Genomic DNA, 23,195 nt, shown 5'->3' on the forward strand with positions numbered 1-23,195 from the left:
GACACACACGACACACGGAACACACAGGGCACATGGGGCACACGGGGCACACGGAGAAGCTGGGGCTCGGCCTGGGCATGGACCTGGTCTGGGGCGAGCAGCGGATCGGCTTCGACAAGTCGGGCGGGGGGCGGCCCACGGACCGGGTGGAGTCCTTCCTCGGCCGGCACGCACGGGACTACGACTACATGTTCGTGGCCTTCCAGCCGATCGACTACGGACCGCTGGAGCCGGAGCGCTACTTCCCCGCCTACGACCGGCTGTTCGGGCTGTTCGGGGAGGGCCGGCCGCTCGCCTTCCACCACACCATGCTGAACACCGGAAGCCCGGAGGAGTACGGCAAGGCCGCGGTCGCCGGGTTCACCAACGCACTGATCGGGCGGTACGGCTTCCGCTGGGTCATCGAGGACCTCGGCATCTGGTCGCTGGGCGGCCGCAGTCTGCCGTATCCGATGCCTCCGGTGCTGACCGGGGAGGGGCTGCGGCGCTGCATCGGCCACGTCGGCGAGTGGGTGCGGCTGCTGGACGCGCCGCTGTCGGTCGAGTTCCCGGGGTTCACCGAGGGCGGCAGCTTCCTGGTCGGCACCCTGGACGCGTTCGCGTTCTTCGACACGGTGATCCGTGAGACGGGCGCCCTCGCCACCCTCGACATGGGGCACATCCTCGCCTACCAGTGGCTGATGGGCCGGACCGGGGAGCGAATGTTCGAGGGGCTGGAGGCGCTGCCGCTGGACCGCTGCCACGAGGTGCACCTGTCGGGCTGCCAGATCGTCGACGGCCGGTTCCGGGACCTGCACCACGGGGTGCTGCTCGACGAGCAGCTGGCCCTGCTGGCCCATCTGCTGCCGCGGATGCCCCGGCTGGCCGGGGTCACCTACGAGGACCCGAACTTCGACGCGGCCGGCCGGCTGGTGCCGAAGTCGCGGCCGAACGCGGAGCGGCTGTTCGCGCTGGTCCGGGAGTGGAAGGAGGAGGCGCGTGCCGGAGTCGTCGCATGACCACGACCGGATCCTGGAGGTCCTGGACCGGCTGCTGTACGACGCATCCGTACGGACGGTGTTCATCGAGCACGGGCCGGCCGATCCGCGGCTGGGCCTGGAGCCGGAGCTGGTGGCCGCGTTCGAGCGGGTGGACGTCCGGGAGCTCGCCCTGGTGGGGCGGAACATCCGCTCCGAGGTGGTCGGCGGCGGCACCGGGACCGGGCCCGGACTGGCCCGGACCTTCGCCCGGTCGCTGGAGGTGATCCGGGAGCGGACCGGGCGCACCCCGAACGAGGTGGCCGAACTGTTCGTGGCTTCCCCGGAGTTCGGGGAGTTCCGGGACGTGCCGTTCTCGCCGGCCGGGCGGGGCCGGCTGCTGCCGGAGTGCTTCCACCGGTTCGTCGCCGGGTCCCCGCCCCCGCTGGCCGGGGTGGAGCCGCTGGTGCACCACGAGGCGGCGGTGGGGGTGGCCCAGGCGGTGGCCACCGGGGCGGAGGCCACCTTCGAGGTGGGGCTGGCCGGGTTCGCGGTGCACGGCGGGGTGCACTGCGCGTTCCGGGAGTACGCGGAGGCGCCGGCCGGGTGGGCGCTGGAGCCGACCCTGTACCTGGCGGCGCCGGGCCGCTGTGTGACGGGGCGCGGCAGCCGGCCGTTGTTCGACGCGCTGGTCGCCGTACTGGCGGGCCGCGGCGGGGAACTGGCGCCGCGGGTCCGGGACTCGCTGGAATCGCGGCTGCGCACCTGGGGGCTGCGGTGAGCGATACGGACGTGCCGGACGTACCGGGTGTGGTGGACGTGGTGGAAGTGACGGGCGTGGTGGACGTGGTGGACGTGGTGGACGTCGAGGCGTTCTACCGGGAGTCGTGGCGGCGGAGGCCGGTGGTGTGGCGGGGCTGCGGGGCCGAGTTCCTCTCCCCCGCCCTGGACTGGGCCGGGGTGGCGGCGCTGGAGCGGCGGCTGGCGGCGGAGCCGCCGGAGCGGGCCGAGGTGCGGCGGCGGGCCGACGGACAGGTGCTGTTCGTCAACCAGGCGCAGTACGTGCTGCCGGAGCTAGCGGCGGCCTGCGCCGCGCTGGCCGGCCGGTTCGGCTGGGAGGAGTGCACCGCCGATCTGTCGGTGACCCGGGGCCGGGGCGCGGGCATCGGCTGCCATTTCGACCACAGCGACAACTTCGTGGTCCAGCAGCAGGGTTCGAAGGACTGGCTGGTCGGGCTGCCCGAGCACACCCCGGCGGACCGGCGGCGCAAGCGGATGCTGGAGGCGAAGGGGTTCGTGCCCTCGGGCCGGCTGCCGGCGGAGCCGTTCCGGGTGCGGCTGGAGCCCGGCGATGTGCTGTACCTGCCGGTGTTCGCCCCGCACGAGGGCGTGGAGGGCGAGGAGGAGGGGGATGGAGCGGCCGGCTCGGTGAGCGTCTCCTTCTCCTGCAATGCGGAGAGCGCCCTGAAGCGGCATCTGCGGCCGCTGCTGCGCCGGCTGTCGGAGGAGGAGGCGTGGTGGGAGCCGCTGCCCGTGGGCGGCGAGGCGGGCGGCGAGACGGGTGCGGGGCCGGAACGGCTCGAAGGGGCGCTGCTGCGGGCGCTGCGGGACGTGGCCGGGGCGGACGGGGTCCGAGAGTAGGGAGGGGCGGGCATGCGGGTGAAGGACCTGGCGGCGGACCGGTCGGCGGCGGGGCTGCCGGACCTGGCGCTGATCGTGCTGGCGGAGGACGCTGCGGCGGTGGCGGCCAATGAGCAGCTCAACCGGGTGGTGGCCCGGCAGTACCTGGTGCGGGTGCTGCGGGCCGTGCAGCGGCTGGATGCGGAGCACCGGGCGGATCCGGCGCTGTCCGCGGTGCGGGAGCTGCTGGACGCCATGGACGTGGATGCGGCCCTGGCCTGGGCGCTGCGGCCGGAGGTGACGGGCTGGGTGTGGCGCAGCGAGGCCGGGTCGGCGGATCCGGTGGCACAGCTGCGGGTGCTGGCGGACTGCCTGGCGTACGACCCGGCCGCGGCCCCGGCCTCGGTGCGGCTCGGCAGCCCGGGCGGGTCGGGCGGGCCGGCCGGCCGGCCGGCGCCGGTGGTCACCGGGGACGGGCTCGCCCGGGGGTCCCTGCTGCTGGAGTGGGCTTCCGAGGGCGACGAGCCGGCGGTACGGCTGGATGCGGCACGGGCGGGCGCGTTCGCGGCCCGGCTCCAGGCGGCCGCGGACCTGCTGGCGGAGGAGTGGCCGGAGGGGCTGGCGATGGCCGGGACGGACATCCGGGCGTTCGCCGCGCTGGGCGGCCACCGGGGGCTCAAGCCGCTCAACTTCAGCGTGCACGGGCTGCGCGGGCTGGTGCTGACCAGCGAGCGCCCGGCGTACATGCTCGCCCAGTCGCTGGTGCACGAGGCGACGCACCAGCGGTTCAGCGGGGTGCTGGACTGTGTGGCGCCGGTGCGCAATCCGAAGGCCACCCACCATTCGCCGTTCGTGGACGCGGAGCGGCCGCTGGGCCACATCCTGCACGGCATCCTGTCCTTCATCAACGACGCGTACGCGGCCGGACGCCACCAGGCGGTGGAGCCCGATCCGGTGGAGCGCGACCGGCTGGGGCGCTACCGGCAGCAGAAGGTGGAGCAGCTGCTGGCCGCGGAGAAGAACCTGCTGGAAGTGGCCGAGCCGACGCCTGCCGGGGAGCGGCTGCTGGCCGGCTGCCGGGACGCGATCGGCCGGCTGAGCGGCGGCTGAAGGGTGGCCGGAGCAATGGCGGGAGCGATGGCGGGAGCGGTGGCAGGAGCGGTGGCAGGAGGGTGACCGGAGCGGTGACCGATCTGCTGGCCGCGGGGCTGGCGGAGGCTGCGGGGCTGCTCGGTCCGGCGGCCTCGATATCCCGGCAGGAGCGGGCCGACGGTCTGGTACGGGTGCACATCCGGCTGGGCCCGGCCGCGCACGGCCACACCCCGCAGTGGGGAGTGGCGGCCTACGACACCGGCTTCGTCACCCGCGAACTGTCGGGTGGAATACGGCAGTTGTCGGAGGACCGGGAGCTGCTGGCCCGCCGGCTCCCGGTCGGGGGGCCGCTGACCGGGGCGGCACTGCTCTCCCCGGCCGCGGCCGGGGTGTTCGTACACGAGTGTTTCGGGCACACCAGCGAGGCGGACAACTACCTCGCCGCCGGGGCGGCCGGGGCGGACCGGCGGCTGGGCGACCGGTGGACGGCGGCCCCGCTGACGGTCCGGGACCGGCCGGGCGCCCACCCGTACGCGGGCAGCTACCGCCGGGACGACGAGGGCACCCCGGCCCGCCCGGTCACCCTGCTGGCGGAGGGCCGCTGGACGGGCCTGCTGACCCACCGGGCGACCCGGCGGCTGAGCGGCGGCCGCAGCACCGGGCACGGCCGGGGCCGGGCCGGGGCCGAGCTGCCCCGGTGCAGCGTGCTGGAGGTGGCGCCGGGCCCGCACCCGCGCGCGGAGCTGCTGCGGCGGACCGGCGACGGCTGGCTGCTGGGCACCCCGGTGGGCGGCTGGTCGGTGCGAGAGCTGCTGGTGCTGGAGCTGCTGTGGGTGCGGCGGGTGCAGGGAGGCCTGCTCACCGAGGAGGTGCGGGGGCCGGCCGTGGTGTGTGCGCGGAAGTCGGCGCTGGCCGCGCGGGTGACGGCGGTGGGCAGCGACACGGTGGTGCACAGCTCCCCGTACAGCTGCGTCAAGGAGGGCCACGAGGTGGGCTCGACCCTGATCAGCCCGTCGCTGCTGCTGGACCGGTGCGTGCTGCGGCCGCTGGACCGGCTGGCGCGGGCCGGGATCCCGCCGAAGTGACGGTGCCGGTGTCTGTGTCCTGAACGCCGTGGCTCAGGCGGTGGTCATGCCGCCGTCCACCGCGAACTCGGCGCCGGTGATGTACGAGGAGGCGTCCGAGCAGAGGAACAGCACCAGTGCACCCACCTCCTCGGCGCGGCCCATCCGCCCCAGCGGCAGGTGCGACCAGTCCCGGCCGGCGACGGCGTCCGCCACCATCGGCGTGTCGATCGCCCCCGGGTGCACCGAGTTGACCCGGATCCGGTCCCCGCCCAGGTCCAGGGCGGCCGAGCGGGTCAGGCCGCGCAGCCCGAACTTGGTGGAGCCGTAGGCCGCGTGTCCGGGGATGCCGACCAGGCCGGCCGTGGAGGAGATGTTCACGACGGATCCTCCGCCGGCCGCCCGCATCACGGGGGCCACCGCCCGGATGCCCAGGAACGGGCCGAGCAGGTTGACCTTGAGCAGGGTCTCGAACTCCTCCAGGCTCTGCTGTTCCACGTGCGCCGTGCGCCACAGGGCCGCGTTGTTGACCAGCGCGGAGACCGTGCCGAAGGCGTCCACGGCCGCCCGCACCACCCGGTCCCAGCTCCCCGGGTCGGCGACGTCGTGGCGGAGGAACAGCCCCTGTTCGGCGCCCAGTTCGGCGGCGACCGCGCGCCCTTCGTCCTCGGTGACGTCGGTGACCACGACCCGCGCCCCGGCCCGCGCGCACAGCCGGGCCTCGGCGGCGCCCTGGCCGCGGCCCGCGCCGGTGATGAGGACCACCTTGCCGTCGAGTGCGGTCACGGTTCGGCCCTCCCACCCGTCGGACACATCGAACAGAAATACTTCTAGCAGTCATGTCCCTTGGAAGGAAGGGGTGTTGAGGACACCGGCCGTAGACTGCGCGGCGTGGCAGAGGAAACGAACAGGCGCACGCGCCCCGCGACCGGTTGGGCGGTGCTCGGACTGCTGTCCTTCGGGGAGGAGCTCTCCGGCTACGACCTGAAGAAGTGGTCGGACCGGTCCTTGCGGTTCTTCTACTGGAGCCCGTCCTTCAGCCAGATCTACGGCGAGCTCAAGCGGCTGGAGAAGGCCGGTTACACCTCCTCCCGGATGGTCGCCCAGGAGACCGGCAACCGTGACAAGCGGGTGTACCGGATCACCCCCGAGGGCCTGGCCGCCGTACGGGAATGGGCCCGCGAGGTCCCGGTCGACCCGCCCGTGCTCAAGCACGGGCCGATGCTCCGGCTGTGGCTGGGGCATCTGCTGGAGCCCGGGCAGATGCGCGAAGTACTGCTCCGGCAGCAGGAGTTCGCGGAGCAGATGCGCCGGCGCGCGGCCGCCGACGCCGAGGAGGCCCGGGATGAGGAGGAGGCGTGGGCCCATCCCGCGCTCGCCCTCCGGTGGGCTGAGCGGTACTACGCCTCGGAGCGCGACCTGGCCGCCGCGATGCTCTCCGACATCGAGGGGCGCGGCCCGCGCCGGTAGGACTGTCGTACGCTCGGGAGGCATGACGACGACCGGGACCAGCGCGATCAGTCTGCGCACCGTGGAAGAGACCGCTCCGGCGCTGGTGAACCTGTACAAGAGCGCCGGGGTGTCGCTGCGCAAGCACGGCCTGGAGGGGCACCGCGCCGCGGTCTACCTGGTGCTGGACTACTCGGGGTCGATGCGCCCGTACTACACCGACGGCAGTGTGCAGGCGCTCGCGGACCGGGTGCTGGGGCTGTCGGCGCACCTCGACGACGACGGCCGGGTTCCGGTGGTGTTCTTCTCCACCGAGGTGGACGCGGTCGAGGAGATCCCGCTCGCCGGGCACGCCGGGCGGGTGAACGAGATCGCCGCCGGCCTCGGGCACATGGGCAAGACCGCGTACCACCTGGCCATGGACGCCGTCATCGACCACCATCTCGACTCCGGGTCCACCGAGCCGGCCCTGGTCGTCTTCCAGACGGACGGCGGTCCGGTCAACAAGCTCGCCGCGGAACGCTATCTGTGCAAGGCGTCCCGGCTGCCGCTGTTCTGGCAGTTCGTCGGCTTCGGGAACACCCGCAGCAGCCAGTTCGACTTCCTGCGCCGGCTGGACGAGCTGCCGGTGCCGGCCAAGCGGATGGTGGACAACGCGGGCTACTTCCACGCCGGCCCCGACCCGCGGCAGGTCTCCGACGCGGAGCTGTACGACCGTCTCGTGTCGGAGTTCCCGGCCTGGCTGGCGGCGGCACGCCGTCTGGGGATCGTACGCGGCTGACCGGTGGCCGTCCCGGCGCGCGCTTAGATGGGCGGCATGACGACGAACAACTGGGCAGCGTTCGAGAAGGCCGAACCGGAATTCGCCGAGCAGGTCCACCACCGCTTCGCGCAGTACCCGCACCACGTCCTCGCCACCCTCCGCAAGGACGGCTCGCCCCGGGTGGCCGGGCTGACCACCGAGTTCCGGGGCGGCGAGCTGTGGCTCGGCATGATGCCCGGCTCCTTGAAGGCGAAGGACCTGCAGCGCGATCCGCGGTTCGCGCTGCACACCAACCCGGGGCCGGACGAGTCCATGCCGGACGGGGACGTACGGATCTCCGGCCGGGCGGTCGAGATCGTCGACCCGCCGGAGCAGCACCGCTTCGCGGAGGAGACGGGCACCGAGCACCCCTTCCACCTGTTCCGCACGGAGCTGACCGAGGTGGTGCACATCGCCGTCGCCGGGGACGAGCTGGTCATCCGGTCCTGGACCCCGGAGCGGGGGCTGCGCACCCTGCACCGGGGCAACGACGACGAGCCGCCGCGGGAGGACTGACCGTCAGTCGCGGTCGGTGCCGGCGTCGTCGTCCGCGGCGGAGTCCTCATCGGAGTCCTCATCGGCATCGGAGTCCGCGTCGACGTCGGAGTCGGCGTCGCCATCGGCATGGGCATCGGCATCGGCATCGGCATCGGCATCGGAGTCCGTGTCGGGATCCGGTTCCGCGTCGGGAAGCGGTTCCGCGTCGGTGCCGAGGTCCACATCGAGCCAGTTGCGGTCGATGTTGAGGGTGACCCCGCCGTAGGTCGCGTTGTGGTCACCCCGGAACTGGTGGGCGCGACGGCCGCCCGTCCACTGGGCGGTGCCGGCCGGCAGCCCCATGTCCGCGTCGGCCACCGAGGCCCGCCCGTTCCAGGCCGCCGCCCACAGCACATCGGGCATCGAGTCGGGGGCCTGGTCGTGGAAGCGGCTGAGGACCTTCACCCCGGAGCTCGCCGACACGTAGGTGCCGGAGCGGTAGCCGAGCGCGTGCAGCCGCTCCGTCCAGGCGATCAGATACGACACCACGGGGGCGTCCCAGGTGGTGCGGTCGGTGTAGGCCTCGACGTCGTTGTAGAGGACGGTGCCCTCGGCCAGGCCCAGCCGGCGGGCCGCGGCCACCGCCCCGTCGGCGGCCGTCCGGCCCTGCTCGGTGGCGGTGGACGGGTTGGTGGACAGCCCGGTGCTCGCATTGCGCCAGGGCTGCGGGCCGACCCAGATCGGCATCAGGTGCCAGCCGGTGGCGGCCTGCCGCCGCACCCAGTCGGCGGTCAGTTTCGGCTGGGCGCAAGCCCTGGCCGGACCGCCGATGTAGATGCCGACCGCCCGGAAGGGGGACTGCTCCCACCAGGTGTCCATGGTGGTCTGGGCGGGCGCGGTGCAGGCGTCGAAGCCCTCGCCCCGGTAGGGGTCCTGGGCGCTCACGTCGACGGTGACGGCCGGCGTGGCGGGCGGTACGAAGGGCCGTGGGGCGGCGCCGGTCCGGGCGCCCTGCATGACCCGGCGGACGGCGGTGGGCGCGCCCCCGTACGAGACGGTGGCCATGACCCCGGCCTGCTGGAGGGCGTACCGGACCTCGTTGCTGCCGCCCTGCGGGGCGGTGTCGGGCAGGGCGGTGCCCAGGGGCACGGTCACGGTGGGGATGTCGGCGCGGGCGGGGACGCCCCGGAGCGGCTCAAGGTGCAGGGTGTCGGCGCGGGCGGCGGCCGCCCGGCCGGTGCAGTCGCGCTGGCTGCCGGCGGGGCCCAGGTAGAGGGTCGGCACGTCCAGCCGCAGGCAGGTCTGCGGGCTGCGGTCGAGGTCGACGATCCGCCAGTGGCCGGGGACGGTGAGCCGCATCCCTTCGTAGACGACGGTCCGATCGCCCGTCGGCGGTGCGTCCGGGGCGGAGGCGGCGGCCGGGACGAGTGCGGCGGTGGCCAGGGACACGGCCCCGACCAGGGAACTGAGCAGAATCCGAGACAGCAGCATGGACCACTGGGTACCAGACCGCGCGCCCCCTCAACTGCGGGGACCGGGCGCGCGGTTGGGCCGTACAGCCTATCTTTCGCCGGTTTCGCCCTGTTCCTGGAAGGCGGGCAGCTCGAAGATCCGCTGCTTGCCGGCGTCGTCCATGAGCTCGACCAGCGGCAGCACCAGCTCCCACAGGTCCTGTTTGCCGACCTCGCGGGCGAGCGCGTCGAGGGCCTCGTCGTCCAGGGCGGCGGCGGCCTCGGCGACGATCCGGCGCGAGGGCCTCGGCAGGGCGTCGACCAGCGGAAGGAACTCGCCCCACAGGCCGGTGGCGACCACCGCCCGGACCACTCCGGTCAGCACCTCGGGCTCGGCGAGGGCCTCCAGCCGGGCCACGGCCTGCCGGTCCTCCGCGTCGAGGAGGGCGACCAGCGGCAGCAGCGCCTCCCACAGGCCCTCCTCGTGCGTCACCCGCACGAGTGAGGCCAGTGCCTGCGCGTCCAGCCGAGCCGTCACCTGTGCGATGCGCCGGCGCTGCTCGCCGCCGACCATTCCGGCGACGGCCAGGGCCTCCCGCCACAGGCCGGCGGCGGCCGCGGCCCCGATCACCGACCGCAGCCGGTCGGCGCCCATCGACTCCAGGATCCGCGGCACCCGGTCCGGCTGGTCCACGTAGTAGCCGGCCCGGAGCACGGTGTCGTCGCCGACCTGCTCCAGGATGCGGGCGAGCACCCCGTCGCGCAGGTGCCCGACGAAGCGGCCCATGGTCAGGTGGTCGCCGGCCTCGGCGAGCGCGACGGCGATCCGTACCACCAGGCCCTCGTCGAGCCGGTCCACGATCCCGGCGATCCTCCGGGGATCCAGGTGGCCGCAGGAGCGGGCGGTGAACGACACGGGGAGCTTCTCGATGATGTCGGCGGCCCGGGCCGGCTCCAGCCGTCCCGCGACGGCGGCCGCGAGCCGCGGCCCGAGTGCCTTCTGGCTGATCGCGGCCGCCACCCCCGCCGGTACCAGCCGGGTCGCGGCGGCGATCCGGTCGAGCATCTCGGGGGCCCCGTCGTGCACGACGGCGGTCACCTGCTCCCGGAACCGCCGCACGTCGTCCGCGGGCAGCGTTTCGAGGAACACGAACTCGGCCGGCTCGGCGCCCATGATGCGGGCGACCTTCTCCACCTCGGCCCGATTGCGCAGCACGTCCACGAGAACCACCACGGGAACCACCCACCCCTACCGGAAGAGAATCTTGCGGACCGGCCCGCGCGCGAGCGCGGGCACCAGCTTGAGCGCCTCCTCGGCGGCCTCGTTCAATCCCTCGGCCTGCCGCACCCGCTCGGCGCGCAACGCGTCGGCGAGCCGCCCCAACTCGGCGCCCGCCAGCCCCCGGAACGACTCGGGCGGCGCCGCCCCCTTCAACTCCGCACTCAACCGGTCGAGTTCTTCCGTACTCACGGGACGACCTCCCACACCAGAGACGACGGCTCGCCCCGAGCGTGGACCCGTACTGACTTATAGTCAATACTCGCGGGTAGGCGGATCAGCAGCCGTCCGGGACGGTCGGCGGGATGAAGGTCGCGGCGACGGAGAGGTCGGCCTTGACCTTCACGTCCATGGCGCCCCGCCCCTCCGGGGTGAAGACGGTGGGCATCTCCAGGCTGTACGGCAGCTGCTCCTCGGTGAGCGCCGGGCCGAGGTGGACCACCGACAGGGAGCCGCGGCAGGCCTCCGAGTCGGGCGGCACACTGCCGGCGGCGGTGCCGTCCGCCGGGCCGACCGGGACGGCGGTGCTGTCGATCGGCTTGTAGTCGAACGCGAAGCGCTCGGCGGACGTCCGGCCGCGGGTGATGTCCACCCAGAACCGGGTGAGCTTCACCTTGACGGCGCTGCACGGCCGCTCGGTCGGATCGGGCCGGAAGCGCAGCCCGTCGTCGTCGATGGTCAGCCCCCTGCTGCCGTAGGAGCCGCTGCTGCTCTTCAGGCGGGTGAGGTAGCCGGCCAGCTTGCCCTCGTCCATGGCGCCGGTGTTCACGCACTCCGGGGTCGGGGCCACCGTCGTGGGGGTGGGGGTGGGCGTGGGCGTGGGAGGCGGACTCGGTATCGCGGTGGGTGGCGGCGAGGACGTCCCGGCCCTGGTCGCAGGGGATCCGGCAGCGGCCGGCGCCGGATCGGAACATCCGGCGAGGCCGAACAGCGCGACGGCCAGTGCCGGTGCGGCGAGCCCTCGTAAACGGCGCATGCGTACTCCTTCTGCGGGCGGTGGCGGATCCAGCGCCATGGTCGCAGGGAGGGGCGGGCGGCCACTCCCCCTCCGCAGAAATGCCTGCGCGTTCAGGGCCCGGCCCGGAATACGCCACGGCGCCCGCCTTCCCTGGTCGGGGACGAGGCGGGCGCCGTGTCGGAGTTCCGTACGCCGTTGTACGGACCGTATGAGGGGTCCCTCCCCCGGAGGGGAGGGGGGTACTGCTACGTCACGGGGGCCCTCGCCGAGGAGAGGGGTTCCGCCGCGTCAGACGGTCAGCGCGCGGTCCGTCGGCTTGACCGGGTACGGGAGGGTGCTCGCGCCCGTCAGGAAGCGGTCCACGCCGCGGGCGGCCGAGCGGCCCTCCGCGATGGCCCAGACGATGAGCGACTGGCCGCGGCCGGCGTCGCCGGCGACGAAGACGCCGTCGACGTTGGTCGCGTACGAGGCGTCCCGCGCGATGTTGCCGCGCGCGTCCAGCTCCAGGCCGAACTGTTCGACCAGGCCGTTGGACCGGTCCGTGCCGGTGAAGCCCATCGCCAGGGTGACCAGCTGGGCCGGGAGGACCCGCTCGGTGCCGGGCTTCTGGGTCAGCTTGCCGTCGACGAACTCGACCTCGACCAGGTGGAGGGCCTTGACGTTGCCGTCCTCGTCGCCCTCGAAGTGGGTGGTGGAGACGGAGTAGACCCGCTCGCCGCCCTCCTCGTGCGCCGAGGTGACCTTGTAGAGCATCGGGAACGTCGGCCAGGGCTGGTTGGCGTTACGGTCCTCGCCCGGCTTCGGCATGATCTCCAGCTGCGTGACCGAGGCCGCACCCTGGCGGTGGGCGGTGCCCACGCAGTCCGCGCCGGTGTCGCCGCCGCCGATCACGACCACGTGCTTGCCCTCGGCCGTGATGGGGGGCGCCATGAAGTCGCCCTCCTGGACCTTGTTGGCGAGCGGCAGGTACTCCATCGCGAAGTGGATGCCGTTCAGCTCGCGTCCCGGGACCGGAAGGTCGCGGGAGACCGTGGCGCCCGCCGCGATGACCACCGCGTCGAACCGCTTGCGCAGGTCGGTGGCGGTGATGTCGCGGCCGACCTCGATGCCGGTACGGAACTTGGTGCCCTCCGCGCGCATCTGCTCGATGCGGCGGTTGATGTGCACCTTCTCCATCTTGAACTCGGGGATGCCGTAGCGCAGCAGGCCGCCGACGCGGTCGGCGCGCTCGTACACGACCACGGTGTGGCCGGCCCGGGTCAGCTGCTGGGCGGCGGCGAGACCGGCCGGGCCCGAGCCGATGACCGCGGCCGTCTTGCCCGACAGGCGCTCCGGTGCCTGCGGGGTGACGTCGCCGTTGTCCCAGGCCTTGTCGATGATCGAGACTTCGACGTTCTTGATCGTGACGGCCGGCTGGTTGATGCCGAGCACGCACGCCGACTCACACGGAGCCGGGCACAGCCGCCCGGTGAACTCCGGGAAGTTGTTCGTGGCGTGGAGGCGCTCCGACGCCGCCGACCAGTCCTCGCGGTACGCGAAGTCGTTCCACTCGGGGATCAGGTTCCCCAGCGGGCAGCCGTTGTGGCAGAACGGGATGCCGCAGTCCATGCAGCGGCCGGCCTGCTTGCTGATGATCGGGAGCAGCGAGCCCGGGACGTAGACCTCGTTCCAGTCCTTCAGCCGTTCGGCCACGGGACGGGAGCAGGCGGTCTCGCGCGGGGTGGTGAGGAAGCCCTTCGGGTCAGCCATTGGTCGCCGCCTCCATCATCTTCTCGGTGGTCTCGGACTCCGAGAGTCCGGCCAGCTCAGCGGCGTCCTTGGCGGCGAGCACTGCCTTGTACGTGGTCGGGATGATCTTGCTGAAGCGGTCCGCCGCGACGGACCAGTCAGCCAGGAGCTTCGCGGCCACGGTCGAGCCGGTCTCCTCCTCGTGGCGGCGCACCACATCGTGCAGCCACTGCTTGTCCGCGTCCGACAGGGCCTCGACCGCGCCCGTGTTGCCGACGTTGACGTTGTTCGGGTCGAGGTCGATGACGTACGCGACGCCGCCCGACATGCCGGCCGCGAAGTTGCGGCCCGTCTCGCCCAGGACGACCGCCGTACCGCCGGTCATGTACTCGCAGCCGTGGTCGCCCACGCCCTCCGAGACGACCAGGGCGCCGGAGTTGCGGACGCAGAAGCGTTCGCCGGTGCGGCCGCGCAGGAACATCTCGCCGCCGGTGGCCCCGTAGCCGATGGTGTTGCCGGCGATGGTGGAGTACTCGGCGAGGTGGTCGGCGCCGCGGTCCGGGCGGACCACGATCCGGCCGCCCGACAGGCCCTTGCCGACGTAGTCGTTGGCGTCGCCCTCGAGGCGGAGGGTGATGCCCTTCGGCACGAAGGCGCCGAAGGACTGGCCGGCGCTGCCGGTGAAGGTCAGGTCGATGGTGTTGTCGGGCAGGCCCGCACCACCGAACTTCTTGGTGACCTGGTGACCGAGCATCGTGCCGACGGTGCGGTTGATGTTGCGGATCGGGACCTGGGCGCGGACCGGCAGGGCGGCCTCGGCGGAGTCGGCGTCCAGGGCGTCGGCCGCGAGCTCGATCAGCTCGTTGTCGAGGGCCTTCTCCAGACCGTGGTCCTGCTCGATCAGGGCGTGGCGGACCGCGCCCTCGGGCAGCTCGGGCACGTAGAAGAGCGGCTCCAGATCGAGGCCCTGCGCCTTCCAGTGCGTCACGGCCTGGGTGGTGTCGAGCAGCTCGGCGTGGCCGACGGCCTCCTCGATGGAGCGGAAGCCCAGCTCGGCGAGGAGCTCGCGCACCTCCTCCGCGATGAACTCGAAGAAGTTGACGACGAACTCGGGCTTGCCGGAGAAGCGGTCGCGCAGGACCGGGTTCTGGGTGGCGATGCCGACCGGGCAGGTGTCCAGGTGGCAGACGCGCATCATGACGCAGCCGGAGACGACGAGCGGCGCGGTCGCGAAACCGAACTCCTCGGCGCCGAGCAGCGCGGCGATGATCACGTCGCGGCCGGTCTTGAGCTGGCCGTCGGTCTGGACGACGATCCGGTCGCGCAGCCCGTTGAGCAGCAGGGTCTGCTGGGTCTCGGCGAGGCCGAGCTCCCAGGGGCCGCCCGCGTGCTTCAGCGAGGTGAGCGGGGAGGCGCCCGTACCGCCGTCGTGGCCGGAGATGAGGACGACGTCCGCGTGGGCCTTGGAGACACCCGCGGCGACCGTGCCCACGCCGACCTCGGAGACCAGCTTCACGTGGATGCGGGCGGCCGGGTTGGCGTTCTTGAGGTCGTGGATCAGCTGAGCCAGGTCCTCGATGGAGTAGATGTCGTGGTGCGGCGGCGGGGAGATCAGGCCGACGCCCGGGGTGGAGTGCCGGGTCTTGGCGACCCACGGGTAGACCTTGTGGCCGGGCAGCTGGCCGCCCTCGCCGGGCTTGGCGCCCTGCGCCATCTTGATCTGGATGTCGTCCGCGTTGACCAGGTACTCGGAGGTCACACCGAAGCGGCCGGAGGCGACCTGCTTGATGCTGGACCGGCGGGCCGGGTCGTACAGGCGCTCCGGGTCCTCGCCGCCCTCACCGGTGTTGGACTTGGCGCCCAGCTGGTTCATGGCGATGGCGAGGGTCTCGTGCGCCTCCTTGGAGATGGAGCCGTACGACATGGCGCCGGTGGAGAAGCGCTTGACGATCTCGGAGACCGGCTCGACCTCGTCGACGGAGATCGACGGGCGGTCGCTCTTGAAGCCGAAGAGGCCGCGGAGCGTCATCAGGCGCTCGGACTGCTCGTTCACCCGGTCCGTGTACTGCTTGAAGATGTCGTACCGGCGGTTGCGGGTGGCGTGCTGGAGGCGGAAGACCGTCTCCGGGTCGAACAGGTGCGGCTCGCCCTCGCGGCGCCACTGGTACTCGCCGCCGATCTCCAGCGCGCGGTGCGTGGCGGCGATGCCGGTGGCCGGGTAGGCCTTGGCGTGGCGGGCGGCCACCTCCTTGGCGATGACCTCCAGGCCGGCGCCGCCGATCTTGGTGGCGGTGCCGTTGAAGTAGGCGGCGACGAACTCGTCGTTCAGGCCGACGGCCTCGAAGACCTGGGCGCCGCGGTAGGAGGCGACGGTGGAGATGCCCATCTTGGACATGACCTTCAGGACGCCCTTGCCGAGGGCGTAGATCAGGTTCCTGATGGCCTGCTCGGGCTCCAGGCCGGAGAGGAAGGTGCCCGCGCGCAGCAGGTCCTCGACCGACTCCATGGCCAGGTACGGGTTGACGGCGGCGGCGCCGTAGCCGATGAGCAGGGCGACGTGGTGGACCTCGCGGACGTCGCCGGCCTCGACCAGCAGGCCCACCTGGGTGCGCTGCTTGGTGGCGATGAGGTGGTGGTGGACGGCGGAGGTGAGCAGCAGCGACGGGATCGGCGCGTGCTCGGCGTCCGAGTGGCGGTCCGAGAGGACGATGAGGCGGGCGCCGGCCTCGATGGCGGCGTCGGCCTCGGCGCGGATCTCGGCGATCCGGGCGGCCAGCGCGTCGGCGCCGCCCGAGACCCGGTAGAGACCCGAGAGGGTGGCGGCCTTCATGCCCGGCATGTCGCCGTCGGCGTTGATGTGGATGAGCTTGGCCAGCTCGTCGTTGTCGATCACCGGGAAGGGCAGCGTGATGCTGCGGCACGACGCGGCGGTCGGCTCCAGCAGGTTGGACTCCGGCCCGATGGAGGACAGCAGCGAGGTGACGAGCTCCTCGCGGATGGCGTCCAGCGGCGGGTTGGTGACCTGCGCGAAGAGCTGGGTGAAGTAGTCGAAGAGCAGCCGGGGGCGCTCGGACAGGGCCGCGATCGGAGAGTCCGTGCCCATGGAGCCGAGCGGCTCGCCGCCAGTACGGGCCATCGGCGCGAGGATGACGCGCAGCTCTTCCTCGGTGTAGCCGAAGGTCTGCTGGCGGCGGGTGACGGAGGCGTGCGTGTGCACGATGTGCTCGCGCTCGGGCAGGTCCGACAGCTCGATCTCGCCGGTCTCCAGCCAGTCGGCGTACGGGGCGGCGGAGGCGAGCTCGTTCTTGATCTCGTCGTCCTCGATGATCCGCTTCTGGGCGGTGTCGACGAGGAACATCTTGCCGGGCTGGAGGCGGCCCTTGCGGACGACCTTGGCCGGGTCGATGTCGAGCACGCCGACCTCGGAGCCGAGGACGACGAGGCCGTCGTCGGTGACCCAGTAGCGGCCGGGGCGCAGACCGTTGCGGTCGAGGACCGCGCCGACCTGGGTGCCGTCGGTGAAGGTGACGCAGGCCGGGCCGTCCCAGGGCTCCATCATCGTGGAGTGGTACTGGTAGAACGCGCGGCGGGCCGGGTCCATGGAGGTGTGGTTCTCCCACGCCTCCGGGATCATCATCAGCACGCTGTGCGGCAGCGACCGGCCGCCAAGGTGGATCAGCTCCAGTACCTCGTCGAAGGAGGCCGAGTCGGAGGCGTCCGGGGTGCAGATCGGGAAGATGCGGTCCAGCACGCCGTCGCCGAAGACCTCCGACGCCAGCTGGGACTCGCGGGCCTTCATCCAGTTGCGGTTGCCCTTGACCGTGTTGATCTCGCCGTTGTGCGCGACGAAGCGGTACGGGTGGGCGAGCGGCCACGACGGGAAGGTGTTGGTGGAGAACCGCGAGTGGACCAGGGCGAGCGCCGAGGCGAAGCGGCGGTCGGAGAGGTCCGGGAAGAAGGGCTCCAGCTGGCCGGTGGTCAGCATGCCCTTGTAGACGATGGTGCGGGCGGAGAGCGACGGGAAGTAGACCCCGGCCTCGCGCTCGGCGCGCTTGCGCAGGACGAACGCCTTGCGGTCCAGCTCGATGCCGGTGCTCCCGTTGCTCACGAAGAGCTGGGAGAAGGCCGGCATGGTGGCGCGGGCGCCGTTGCCGAGCAGGTCGGGGGTGACCGGGACCTCGCGCCAGCCGAGGACGGTGAGGCCCTCTTCGGCGGCGATGGCCTCGATCTGCTCCACGGCGACGGCCTGTGCGGTGCCGTCGGCGGGGAGGAAGGCGATGCCGACGGCGTAGGCGCCGGCCTCGGGAAGCTCGAATCCGGCGACCTCGCGGAGGAAGGCGTCCGGGACCTGGGAGAGGATGCCGGCGCCGTCGCCCGAGTCGGGCTCGGATCCGGTGGCTCCGCGGTGCTCGAGGTTCCGCAGTACGGTCAGTGCCTGCTCAACGAGCGTGTGGGTCGCCTCGCCGGTGAGGTTCGCCACGAATCCGACGCCGCAGGCGTCCTTCTCGTTGCGCGGGTCGTACATGCCCTGGGGGGCGGGGCGACCGTCCATGGGCGACCAGGCGGTGGTGCTGGGGCCGGTCGCGGAGTGCGTGGATGCGGAACGCATCGGCTCTCCCGTCGTCGTCGTGGCATATGCATGTGCCGAGGGACGACGTTGGCCCTCTGCGAAATTTCGTGCAGGTTACATGATGACGGCAATCCCGCGAGGTGGATATCGCGTTCCAGCATGCGGACACTGCTCGAGGCAGAAAGAGGGACCTTCGCGGAGTGAGTCACGGGCGGAGGTCCCGACGCGGGGCGGGCATCATTGCCCGGAGCGCCCCCGTCTCATGCCCGGCGGATACGGAATCGAAACCGCCGGGAAACTCACTAATTATGTTGGGTCCTGCATAGTGTCTCACTCCCGGGTTGCTCAGCCTAGGGCCGAACCGATCCAGCTTCCCAGGATGTACGTCACACCGGCGGCCGCGCCACCCAGCAGGAGCTGCCGCAGACCGCTGTGCCACCAGGTGGCCGCGGTGACCCTGGCGACCACGGCGCCGCACAGGAACAACCCGATCAGCGCCAGCACCACGGCCGGCCAGAGCGCGGTGGCACCGAGCAGGTAGGGCAGTACGGGCACCAGCGCGCCCAGCGCGAACGAACCGAACGAGGACACCGCCGCGACCAGCGGCGACGGCAGGTCGTCCGGGTCTATCCCGAGCTCCTCGCGGGCGTGGATCTCCAGCGCCTGCTCCGGGTCCCGGGACAGCTGCATCGCCACCTCACGGGCCAGCGCGGGCTCCACACCACGGGAGACGTAGAGCTTCGCGAGCTCCTCCATCTCGTCGACCGGGTGCTTGCGCAGCTGCTGCCGCTCGACGTCGAGCTCCGCCAGGACGAGCTCGCGCTGCGAGGCGACCGAGGTGTATTCACCGGCCGCCATCGAGAAGGCGCCGGCGGCCAGTCCGGCGAGACCGGTGATCACGACGGTCTGCGGGGCGACCGCGCCGCCCGCCACGCCGGTCATCAGTGCGAGGTTGGAGACCAGCCCGTCCATCGCCCCGAACACCGCCGGCCGCAGCCACCCGCCGTTGACGTCGCGGTGGGTGTGGTTGTCCCGGTGGGCCTCGTGCAGTGGTGCTTCGGTATCGATGATGGACATGCGGCTTTGCTCCCCTTCCGTACGAGTGGACCCGTGCCGGCATCCACTCCCCCTGAACACCTCGAAACTACGCACGATTTCTGGCCGCCGCCAGCAAGGAAGGCCGTACTTACCTGCGCTTTTGCGGTTCGGCGACCGGGTGACGGGCGGGCGGGAGGGGTGTTTTGCGCCGGGCGACAAACCACATGCCATGGCACAAATCCCCCAAGGGCTCATGATGAGTCCCACCAAGTGGGAGAGGCGCGCCATGGAGCTGATTGCATGCAATCCGCAGGTCCTCCTCGAACGGGCCAGGGGCGCTCTTCTGGGACTCGCGGTGGGTGATGCGCTGGGCGCCCCCGCGGAGAACATGAAGCCGTCGGAGATCCGTTCTCGATGGGGCCGTATCGAAGGCTTCGTGTCGGACGATCCGGCGGGCACGGACGACACCGAGTACGCGATCTTCTCGGGCCTGCTGCTGGCCCGGCACGGTTCCGCCCTGACGGTCGCCCACGTGGAACGGGCCTGGCACCACTGGATCGCGGACCTGGACGAAGGCCCGTTCCGGGGCGCCGGGTTCTCGGAGCGCGGCACCCTGGAAAACCTCCGCCGCGGCCTGGCGGCCCCCATCTCGGCCCAGCACCGGCACGCCTGGTCGGACGGTCTCGCCATGCGGGCGGCCCCCTTCGGCGTCTTCGCGGCGGGCCGCCCGGCGGAGGCTGCCCGGCTGGTCGCCATCGACGGCACCGTGAGCCACGACGGCGAGGGCATCTACGGCGGCCAGGCCGTCGCAGCGGGCGTCGCAGCGGCCATGGCCGGCGGCTCTCCCGCATCCGTCGTCTCCGCGGCCCTCTCGGTCATCCCGTCCGACTCGTGGACGGCCCGTTCGCTGCGCCGGGCGGTGACGGCGGCCCCGCGCGGGGAACGGGCGGTCCGCTCGGCGGTGGTCATCGGGGGCTACCCGTGGACGGACCTGGCGCCGGAGGCGGTGGGCCTCGCCTTCGGCGCGTTCGCCGCGTCCGGCGGCGCCTTCGCCCCCTCGGTCCTGACCGCGGTCAACATGGGCCGCGACGCCGACACCACGGCAGCAGTGGCCGGCGCCCTGGCGGGCGCCCTGTCCGGCGTCCCGGCCATCCCGGCCGACTGGGCCTCGGCCGTCGGCCCGGTCCGCGGCAGCTGCCTGCCGTCGATGCGCGGCTACCACGTCCTGGACATCGCGGACCTCCTCACCCCGGAAAGCGAGCCCCGCGGATGACCACCCCCAAAACCACTGCTCCCCCCACCACCCCCGCCGAAGCGGCTCCCGGGCACGGGTGCGATCACCTCCCTCCCTGCCCCGCCCCCGCCGAAACGGATCCCGGGGACCGGCCGGAGGCCGGGCGGGGGGCAGGGGGCCCGCCCGCCGAAGCGGGGGCCCCGGCTGCGGCCCGCGACCGGGCGGGCGGGGAACGGCACGGATGCGAACACCTCGCCCCCGCCGAGGCTGCGGTGGTGCCGGGCCGCGTCACGGTTCTGGCCGGGGTGGGGGCGGCCGGCCGCCGGCAGCCGGAGGCGCGTACCGGAACAGGAACAGGAACCGGAACCGGAGGCGGAGGCGGAGGAGGGCGGCGGATCGAGGGGTTGTTGCTCGGGCTCGCCGCAGGCGATGCCGCCGGCTGGCCCGCCGCCCGCCACCGCGCCAGCCGCATGCCCGAGTGGACCCGCCGCCTCACCCGCGAACTCGACACCTTCGCCGAGCAGAACGCCACCACCACCCTCCCCGTCCCCATCGCCCTCAACCAGCCCCCCGAACCCCTCCGCCTCGGCCCCTCCGACGACGCCGAATGGGCCGCCTTCGCCGCCGAGTCCGTGCTCACCGCCGCCGGCGTGCTGCTCTCCGACCTGAGCCGGTCCCGCCGCATGCGCGCCGCCATCGACCTCGCCTGGAACGCCCTCGCCAGCGAGGTCGCGGCCGCCGCCGAGCGGGCCCCCGAGGTGGAGTCGGCCGTACTGCCCCTGCGCGCCCGGATCTCCGTACGCGCCGGCCTCGGCAACCTCGCCACCGGCCTGCGTCCGCCCGCCACCGGCCACGACAATCCGCACTACTTCGACGACGCCGCCTGCATCCGCGCGGCCGTCCTCGCCGTCGTGCACCCCGGCGACCCCCAAGCCGCCGCGGACCTCGCCGAGTTCGACGCCCGCTACACCCAGGACGGCGACGGCGTGCACGGCGCCCGCGCCATGGCGGCGGCCATCGCGGCGGCGCTCGACGGGGCGGACGTCGACGCCGCCGTCGAGGAGGCCCTCGGGCAGCTGCCCGGCGCCACCGAGATCGGCCGCAACGCCCGGCACGCCGTCGAACTCGCCCGCACCGCCACCGAGGGCGCCTTCGGTCTCATCCCCACCCTGGAGCACGAGATCGTCGACCACGTCTACAGCTACGGCATCGCCGCCGCCGAAACCGTGCCCGTCGCCCTGGCCCTCGCCACCGCCGCCCGCGGCCGGGTCGCCGAGGCCGTGCCGGCGGCCGCCTGCCTGTCCCGGGTGGCGGACTCCGCCCCCGCCCTGGCCGGCGCGCTCACCGGCGCGCTCGGCGGCGGCGACTCGATCCCCGCCGCCTGGCGCGAGGCCTGCCGCACCCTCTCCGGCTGCGCCCTCCCCCGCCTCGCCGGCACCGACCTCGTGGAACTCGCCGCGCTGCTCGCCCGTACGGAGCTGACCTCCCCCAAGTCACCCGCAAGACAGGGGATTATTCGGACATGACGCCAACTCTCGAAGACAGGGCGGCCGGCTGTCTGGTCGGCGCCGCCGTGGGTGACGCGCTCGGCGGCCCGGTGGAAGGCTGGTCCCCGGACCGGATCGTCGAACGGCACGGCGGCCGGATCCACGGCATCGTCGGCCCCTGGTACGAGGACTGGCGCACCGCCCGCCCCATCGCGCCGTACCACAAGGGCGACGGCCACGTCACCGACGACACCCTCATGACCCACGCTCTGGTCCGGGTCTACGAGACCGTACGGGACCACCTCGACGCGTACGCGGTCGCCGACCACCTGGTCCCGGACCTGATGTCCACTCCGCGCTGGATCCCGGAACTGGAGACCGAGGCGCTTCCCCTCCAGCGGATCTTCCTGGCCGAAAAGTGGATCGTGGCACGGCTGCACTACGGGCACGTGGACCCGCGTGAGGCCGGCGCCGGCAACATCGTCAACTGCGGCGCGGCCATGTACGCGGCTCCGGTCGGCATCGTCAACGCCGGGAACCCGGCCGGGGCGTACGCGGAGGCGCTGGACATCGCGGGGGCGCACCAGTCCTCGTACGGGCGGGAGGCCGCCGGGGTCTTCGCGGCGGCGGTCGCGGCGGCGTGTGCGCCGGGGGCGAGCGTCGGGTCGGTGGTGGACACGGCGCTGTCCCTCGCCAAGGACGGGACCCGGGCGGCGATCGAGGCGGTGGTCGAAGTGGCCGCCGGACACCGGGACTTCGAGTCGGCGCTGGTGCCGCTGCGGGCGGCGGTCGCGCCGTACGACTCGGTCGGCCCGGACTACCGGGCGCCCTCGCTGGGCGCCCGGCGGCCGTCCCGCCTGCACTCGATCGAGGAGCTGCCGATCGCCCTGGGCATGCTGCTGGTCGCCGGCGGCGACTACGCGTCCTCGGTCCTCGGCGCGGTCAACTACGGGCGGGACTGCGACTCGATCGCGACGATGGCGGGGGCGATCGCCGGGGCCTTGGCGGGCGAGTCGGCGATCCCGCCCGCCTGGTCGAAGCAGGTGGCCGAGGCCAGCCGCCTGGACCTGCAGGCGCCGGCCGCGGCGCTGGCGGCGGTCGCACGGGAGGTCTTCGCCCGGGACGTCTCCCGGCGGCGCGCCCACGAAGCCGCCTTCGCGGCGCTCGCGGGGGCGTCGTGACCCCGGTGCGGCTGACCTGGGTCCAGCCGGAGGACCTGGTCGGGCACGAGTTGCGGCAGGCGGCGGAGGAGGGGCGGGACGTGGAGCGGCAGCGGCGCGCCTGGCTCGCGGCGGGCGGCCACGAGGCCCCGCCCCGCGCCGGCGCCTCCCCCACCCCGGCCACCCCGGAACTCCGCACCCTGGCCGAACACCTCCTAGACGAACTCGCCACCCTCCCGGCCCCCGTGACCACCGCCCCCCTCACCCCGCAAGCCACAGCCCCGGCCGACCCGATGCTCCGGGAAGACAGGGGCGAGGGCGCGAACCCGCAGCGGGGACAGGGGGCACTGGTCCCGGCCGACCCCGGACCCCGGGGGAACCGGGGCGAAGCCCCGGCAGGGGGCCAAGGGGCGAAGCCCCCTGTTCGGGAAGGGGCGGGGTGGGCAAACAGCCCCGCAGGACCCCGCCCCACCGCACCGCCCCCGGCCGACCCCCGGCACCGACCTGCCGAGGCCGCAGCCCCGCAACGGGGCCAGAGACCACAGGCCCCGACCAGCCCCGGACCCCGGGGGAACCGGGGCGAAGCCCCAGCAGTAGGCCAGGGGGCGAAGCCCCCTGTTCGGGAAGGGGCGGGGTGGGGAAACAGCCCCGCAGGACCCCGCCCCACCGCACCGCCCCCGGCCGACCCCCGGCACCGACCTGCCGAGGCCGCAGCCCCGCAACGGGGCCAGAGAGCACAGGCCCCGACCAGCCCCGGACCCCGGGGGAACCGGGGCGAAGCCCCAGCAGTAGGCCAGGGGGCGAAGCCCCCTGTTCGGGAAGGGGCGGGG

The 23,195-nt window shown here is 73.2% G+C and carries 19 protein-coding genes; 11 read left to right on the forward strand and 8 right to left on the reverse strand.

Annotated features, from left to right (window positions below):
* Positions 1-32: 32 nt before the first annotated feature.
* The 5 genes from AB0447_RS14300 (at position 33) to AB0447_RS14320 (ending at position 4,753) form a co-directional block, all read left to right on the forward strand.
* Complete coding sequence (locus tag AB0447_RS14300) at positions 33-998, forward strand: DUF692 family multinuclear iron-containing protein (RefSeq protein ID WP_366476920.1); 966 nt, start codon at positions 33-35, stop codon at positions 996-998.
* Positions 979-1,737, forward strand: coding sequence for a hypothetical protein (locus tag AB0447_RS14305; RefSeq protein WP_366476921.1), 759 nt, complete (start codon positions 979-981; stop codon positions 1,735-1,737). Before AB0447_RS14300 ends, AB0447_RS14305 begins: the two co-directional genes overlap by 20 nt.
* Positions 1,734-2,597: a cupin domain-containing protein gene (locus tag AB0447_RS14310; RefSeq protein WP_366476922.1), complete on the forward strand. Its 864-nt coding sequence runs from the start codon at positions 1,734-1,736 to the stop codon at positions 2,595-2,597. Before AB0447_RS14305 ends, AB0447_RS14310 begins: the two co-directional genes overlap by 4 nt.
* A gap of 12 nt (positions 2,598-2,609) precedes the next feature.
* On the forward strand, positions 2,610-3,686 hold the full coding sequence (locus AB0447_RS14315) for an HEXXH motif-containing putative peptide modification protein (RefSeq protein WP_366476923.1): 1,077 nt from the start codon (positions 2,610-2,612) through the stop codon (positions 3,684-3,686).
* Between the two features lie 62 nt (positions 3,687-3,748).
* Positions 3,749-4,753: a metallopeptidase TldD-related protein gene (locus AB0447_RS14320; protein ID WP_366476924.1), complete on the forward strand. Its 1,005-nt coding sequence runs from the start codon at positions 3,749-3,751 to the stop codon at positions 4,751-4,753.
* Between the two features lie 33 nt (positions 4,754-4,786).
* Here the strand turns inward: AB0447_RS14320 and AB0447_RS14325 are convergent, their stop codons facing one another.
* Positions 4,787-5,518, reverse strand: a complete 732-nt coding sequence (locus tag AB0447_RS14325) for a glucose 1-dehydrogenase (RefSeq protein ID WP_366476925.1) — start codon at positions 5,516-5,518, stop codon at positions 4,787-4,789.
* Between the two features lie 105 nt (positions 5,519-5,623).
* Between AB0447_RS14325 and AB0447_RS14330 the strand changes: the two genes are divergently transcribed.
* From AB0447_RS14330 to AB0447_RS14340, 3 genes are read left to right on the forward strand one after another with little or no spacing between them, the layout of a single operon-like run.
* Entirely contained in the window at positions 5,624-6,202 is a 579-nt protein-coding gene (locus AB0447_RS14330) for a PadR family transcriptional regulator (protein WP_366476926.1), read from the forward strand.
* Between the two features lie 22 nt (positions 6,203-6,224).
* Positions 6,225-6,962 carry a VWA domain-containing protein gene (locus AB0447_RS14335; RefSeq protein ID WP_366476927.1) on the forward strand — a complete coding sequence of 246 codons (738 nt, stop codon included), beginning with the start codon at positions 6,225-6,227 and terminating at the stop codon, positions 6,960-6,962.
* Positions 6,963-6,998: 36 nt separating this feature from the next.
* Complete coding sequence (locus AB0447_RS14340; protein ID WP_366476928.1) at positions 6,999-7,499, forward strand: pyridoxamine 5'-phosphate oxidase family protein; 501 nt, start codon at positions 6,999-7,001, stop codon at positions 7,497-7,499.
* A gap of 3 nt (positions 7,500-7,502) precedes the next feature.
* On the opposite strand, the gene AB0447_RS14345 is transcribed toward AB0447_RS14340, so the two are convergent.
* From AB0447_RS14345 to AB0447_RS14375, 7 genes are all read right to left on the reverse strand, one after another.
* Entirely contained in the window at positions 7,503-8,951 is a 1,449-nt protein-coding gene (locus AB0447_RS14345; RefSeq protein WP_366476929.1) for a DUF1906 domain-containing protein, read from the reverse strand.
* Positions 8,952-9,020: 69 nt separating this feature from the next.
* Entirely contained in the window at positions 9,021-10,145 is a 1,125-nt protein-coding gene (locus AB0447_RS14350) for a hypothetical protein (protein ID WP_366476930.1), read from the reverse strand.
* 15 nt (positions 10,146-10,160) lie between these two features.
* Positions 10,161-10,382 carry a hypothetical protein gene (locus tag AB0447_RS14355; RefSeq protein ID WP_366476931.1) on the reverse strand — a complete coding sequence of 74 codons (222 nt, stop codon included), beginning with the start codon at positions 10,380-10,382 and terminating at the stop codon, positions 10,161-10,163.
* A gap of 85 nt (positions 10,383-10,467) precedes the next feature.
* The gene (locus AB0447_RS14360; protein WP_366476932.1) at positions 10,468-11,166 is read right to left on the reverse strand and encodes a hypothetical protein; all 699 of its coding nucleotides are present in this window, start codon (positions 11,164-11,166) and stop codon (positions 10,468-10,470) included.
* A gap of 270 nt (positions 11,167-11,436) precedes the next feature.
* The gene (locus AB0447_RS14365; protein WP_366476933.1) at positions 11,437-12,897 is read right to left on the reverse strand and encodes a glutamate synthase subunit beta; all 1,461 of its coding nucleotides are present in this window, start codon (positions 12,895-12,897) and stop codon (positions 11,437-11,439) included.
* The gene (gene gltB / locus AB0447_RS14370; RefSeq protein WP_366476934.1) at positions 12,890-17,485 is read right to left on the reverse strand and encodes a glutamate synthase large subunit; all 4,596 of its coding nucleotides are present in this window, start codon (positions 17,483-17,485) and stop codon (positions 12,890-12,892) included. Before gltB ends, AB0447_RS14365 begins: the two co-directional genes overlap by 8 nt.
* Before the next feature lie 306 nt (positions 17,486-17,791).
* Positions 17,792-18,523 (reverse strand): VIT1/CCC1 transporter family protein, encoded by a 732-nt coding sequence (locus AB0447_RS14375; RefSeq protein ID WP_366476935.1) that lies wholly within the window; start codon positions 18,521-18,523, stop codon positions 17,792-17,794.
* 247 nt (positions 18,524-18,770) lie between these two features.
* Between AB0447_RS14375 and AB0447_RS14380 the strand changes: the two genes are divergently transcribed.
* From AB0447_RS14380 to AB0447_RS14390, 3 genes are all read left to right on the forward strand, one after another.
* A complete protein-coding gene (locus AB0447_RS14380; RefSeq protein WP_366476936.1) occupies positions 18,771-19,757 on the forward strand; it encodes an ADP-ribosylglycohydrolase family protein in 987 nt (328 codons plus the stop codon).
* Between the two features lie 266 nt (positions 19,758-20,023).
* Entirely contained in the window at positions 20,024-21,244 is a 1,221-nt protein-coding gene (locus AB0447_RS14385; protein WP_366476947.1) for an ADP-ribosylglycohydrolase family protein, read from the forward strand.
* Entirely contained in the window at positions 21,241-22,386 is a 1,146-nt protein-coding gene (locus tag AB0447_RS14390) for an ADP-ribosylglycohydrolase family protein (RefSeq protein WP_366476937.1), read from the forward strand. Before AB0447_RS14385 ends, AB0447_RS14390 begins: the two co-directional genes overlap by 4 nt.
* Positions 22,387-23,195 lie beyond the last annotated feature (809 nt).

The organism is Streptomyces sp. NPDC051211 (assembly GCF_040689505.1).
GTDB lineage: Bacteria > Actinomycetota > Actinomycetes > Streptomycetales > Streptomycetaceae > Streptomyces.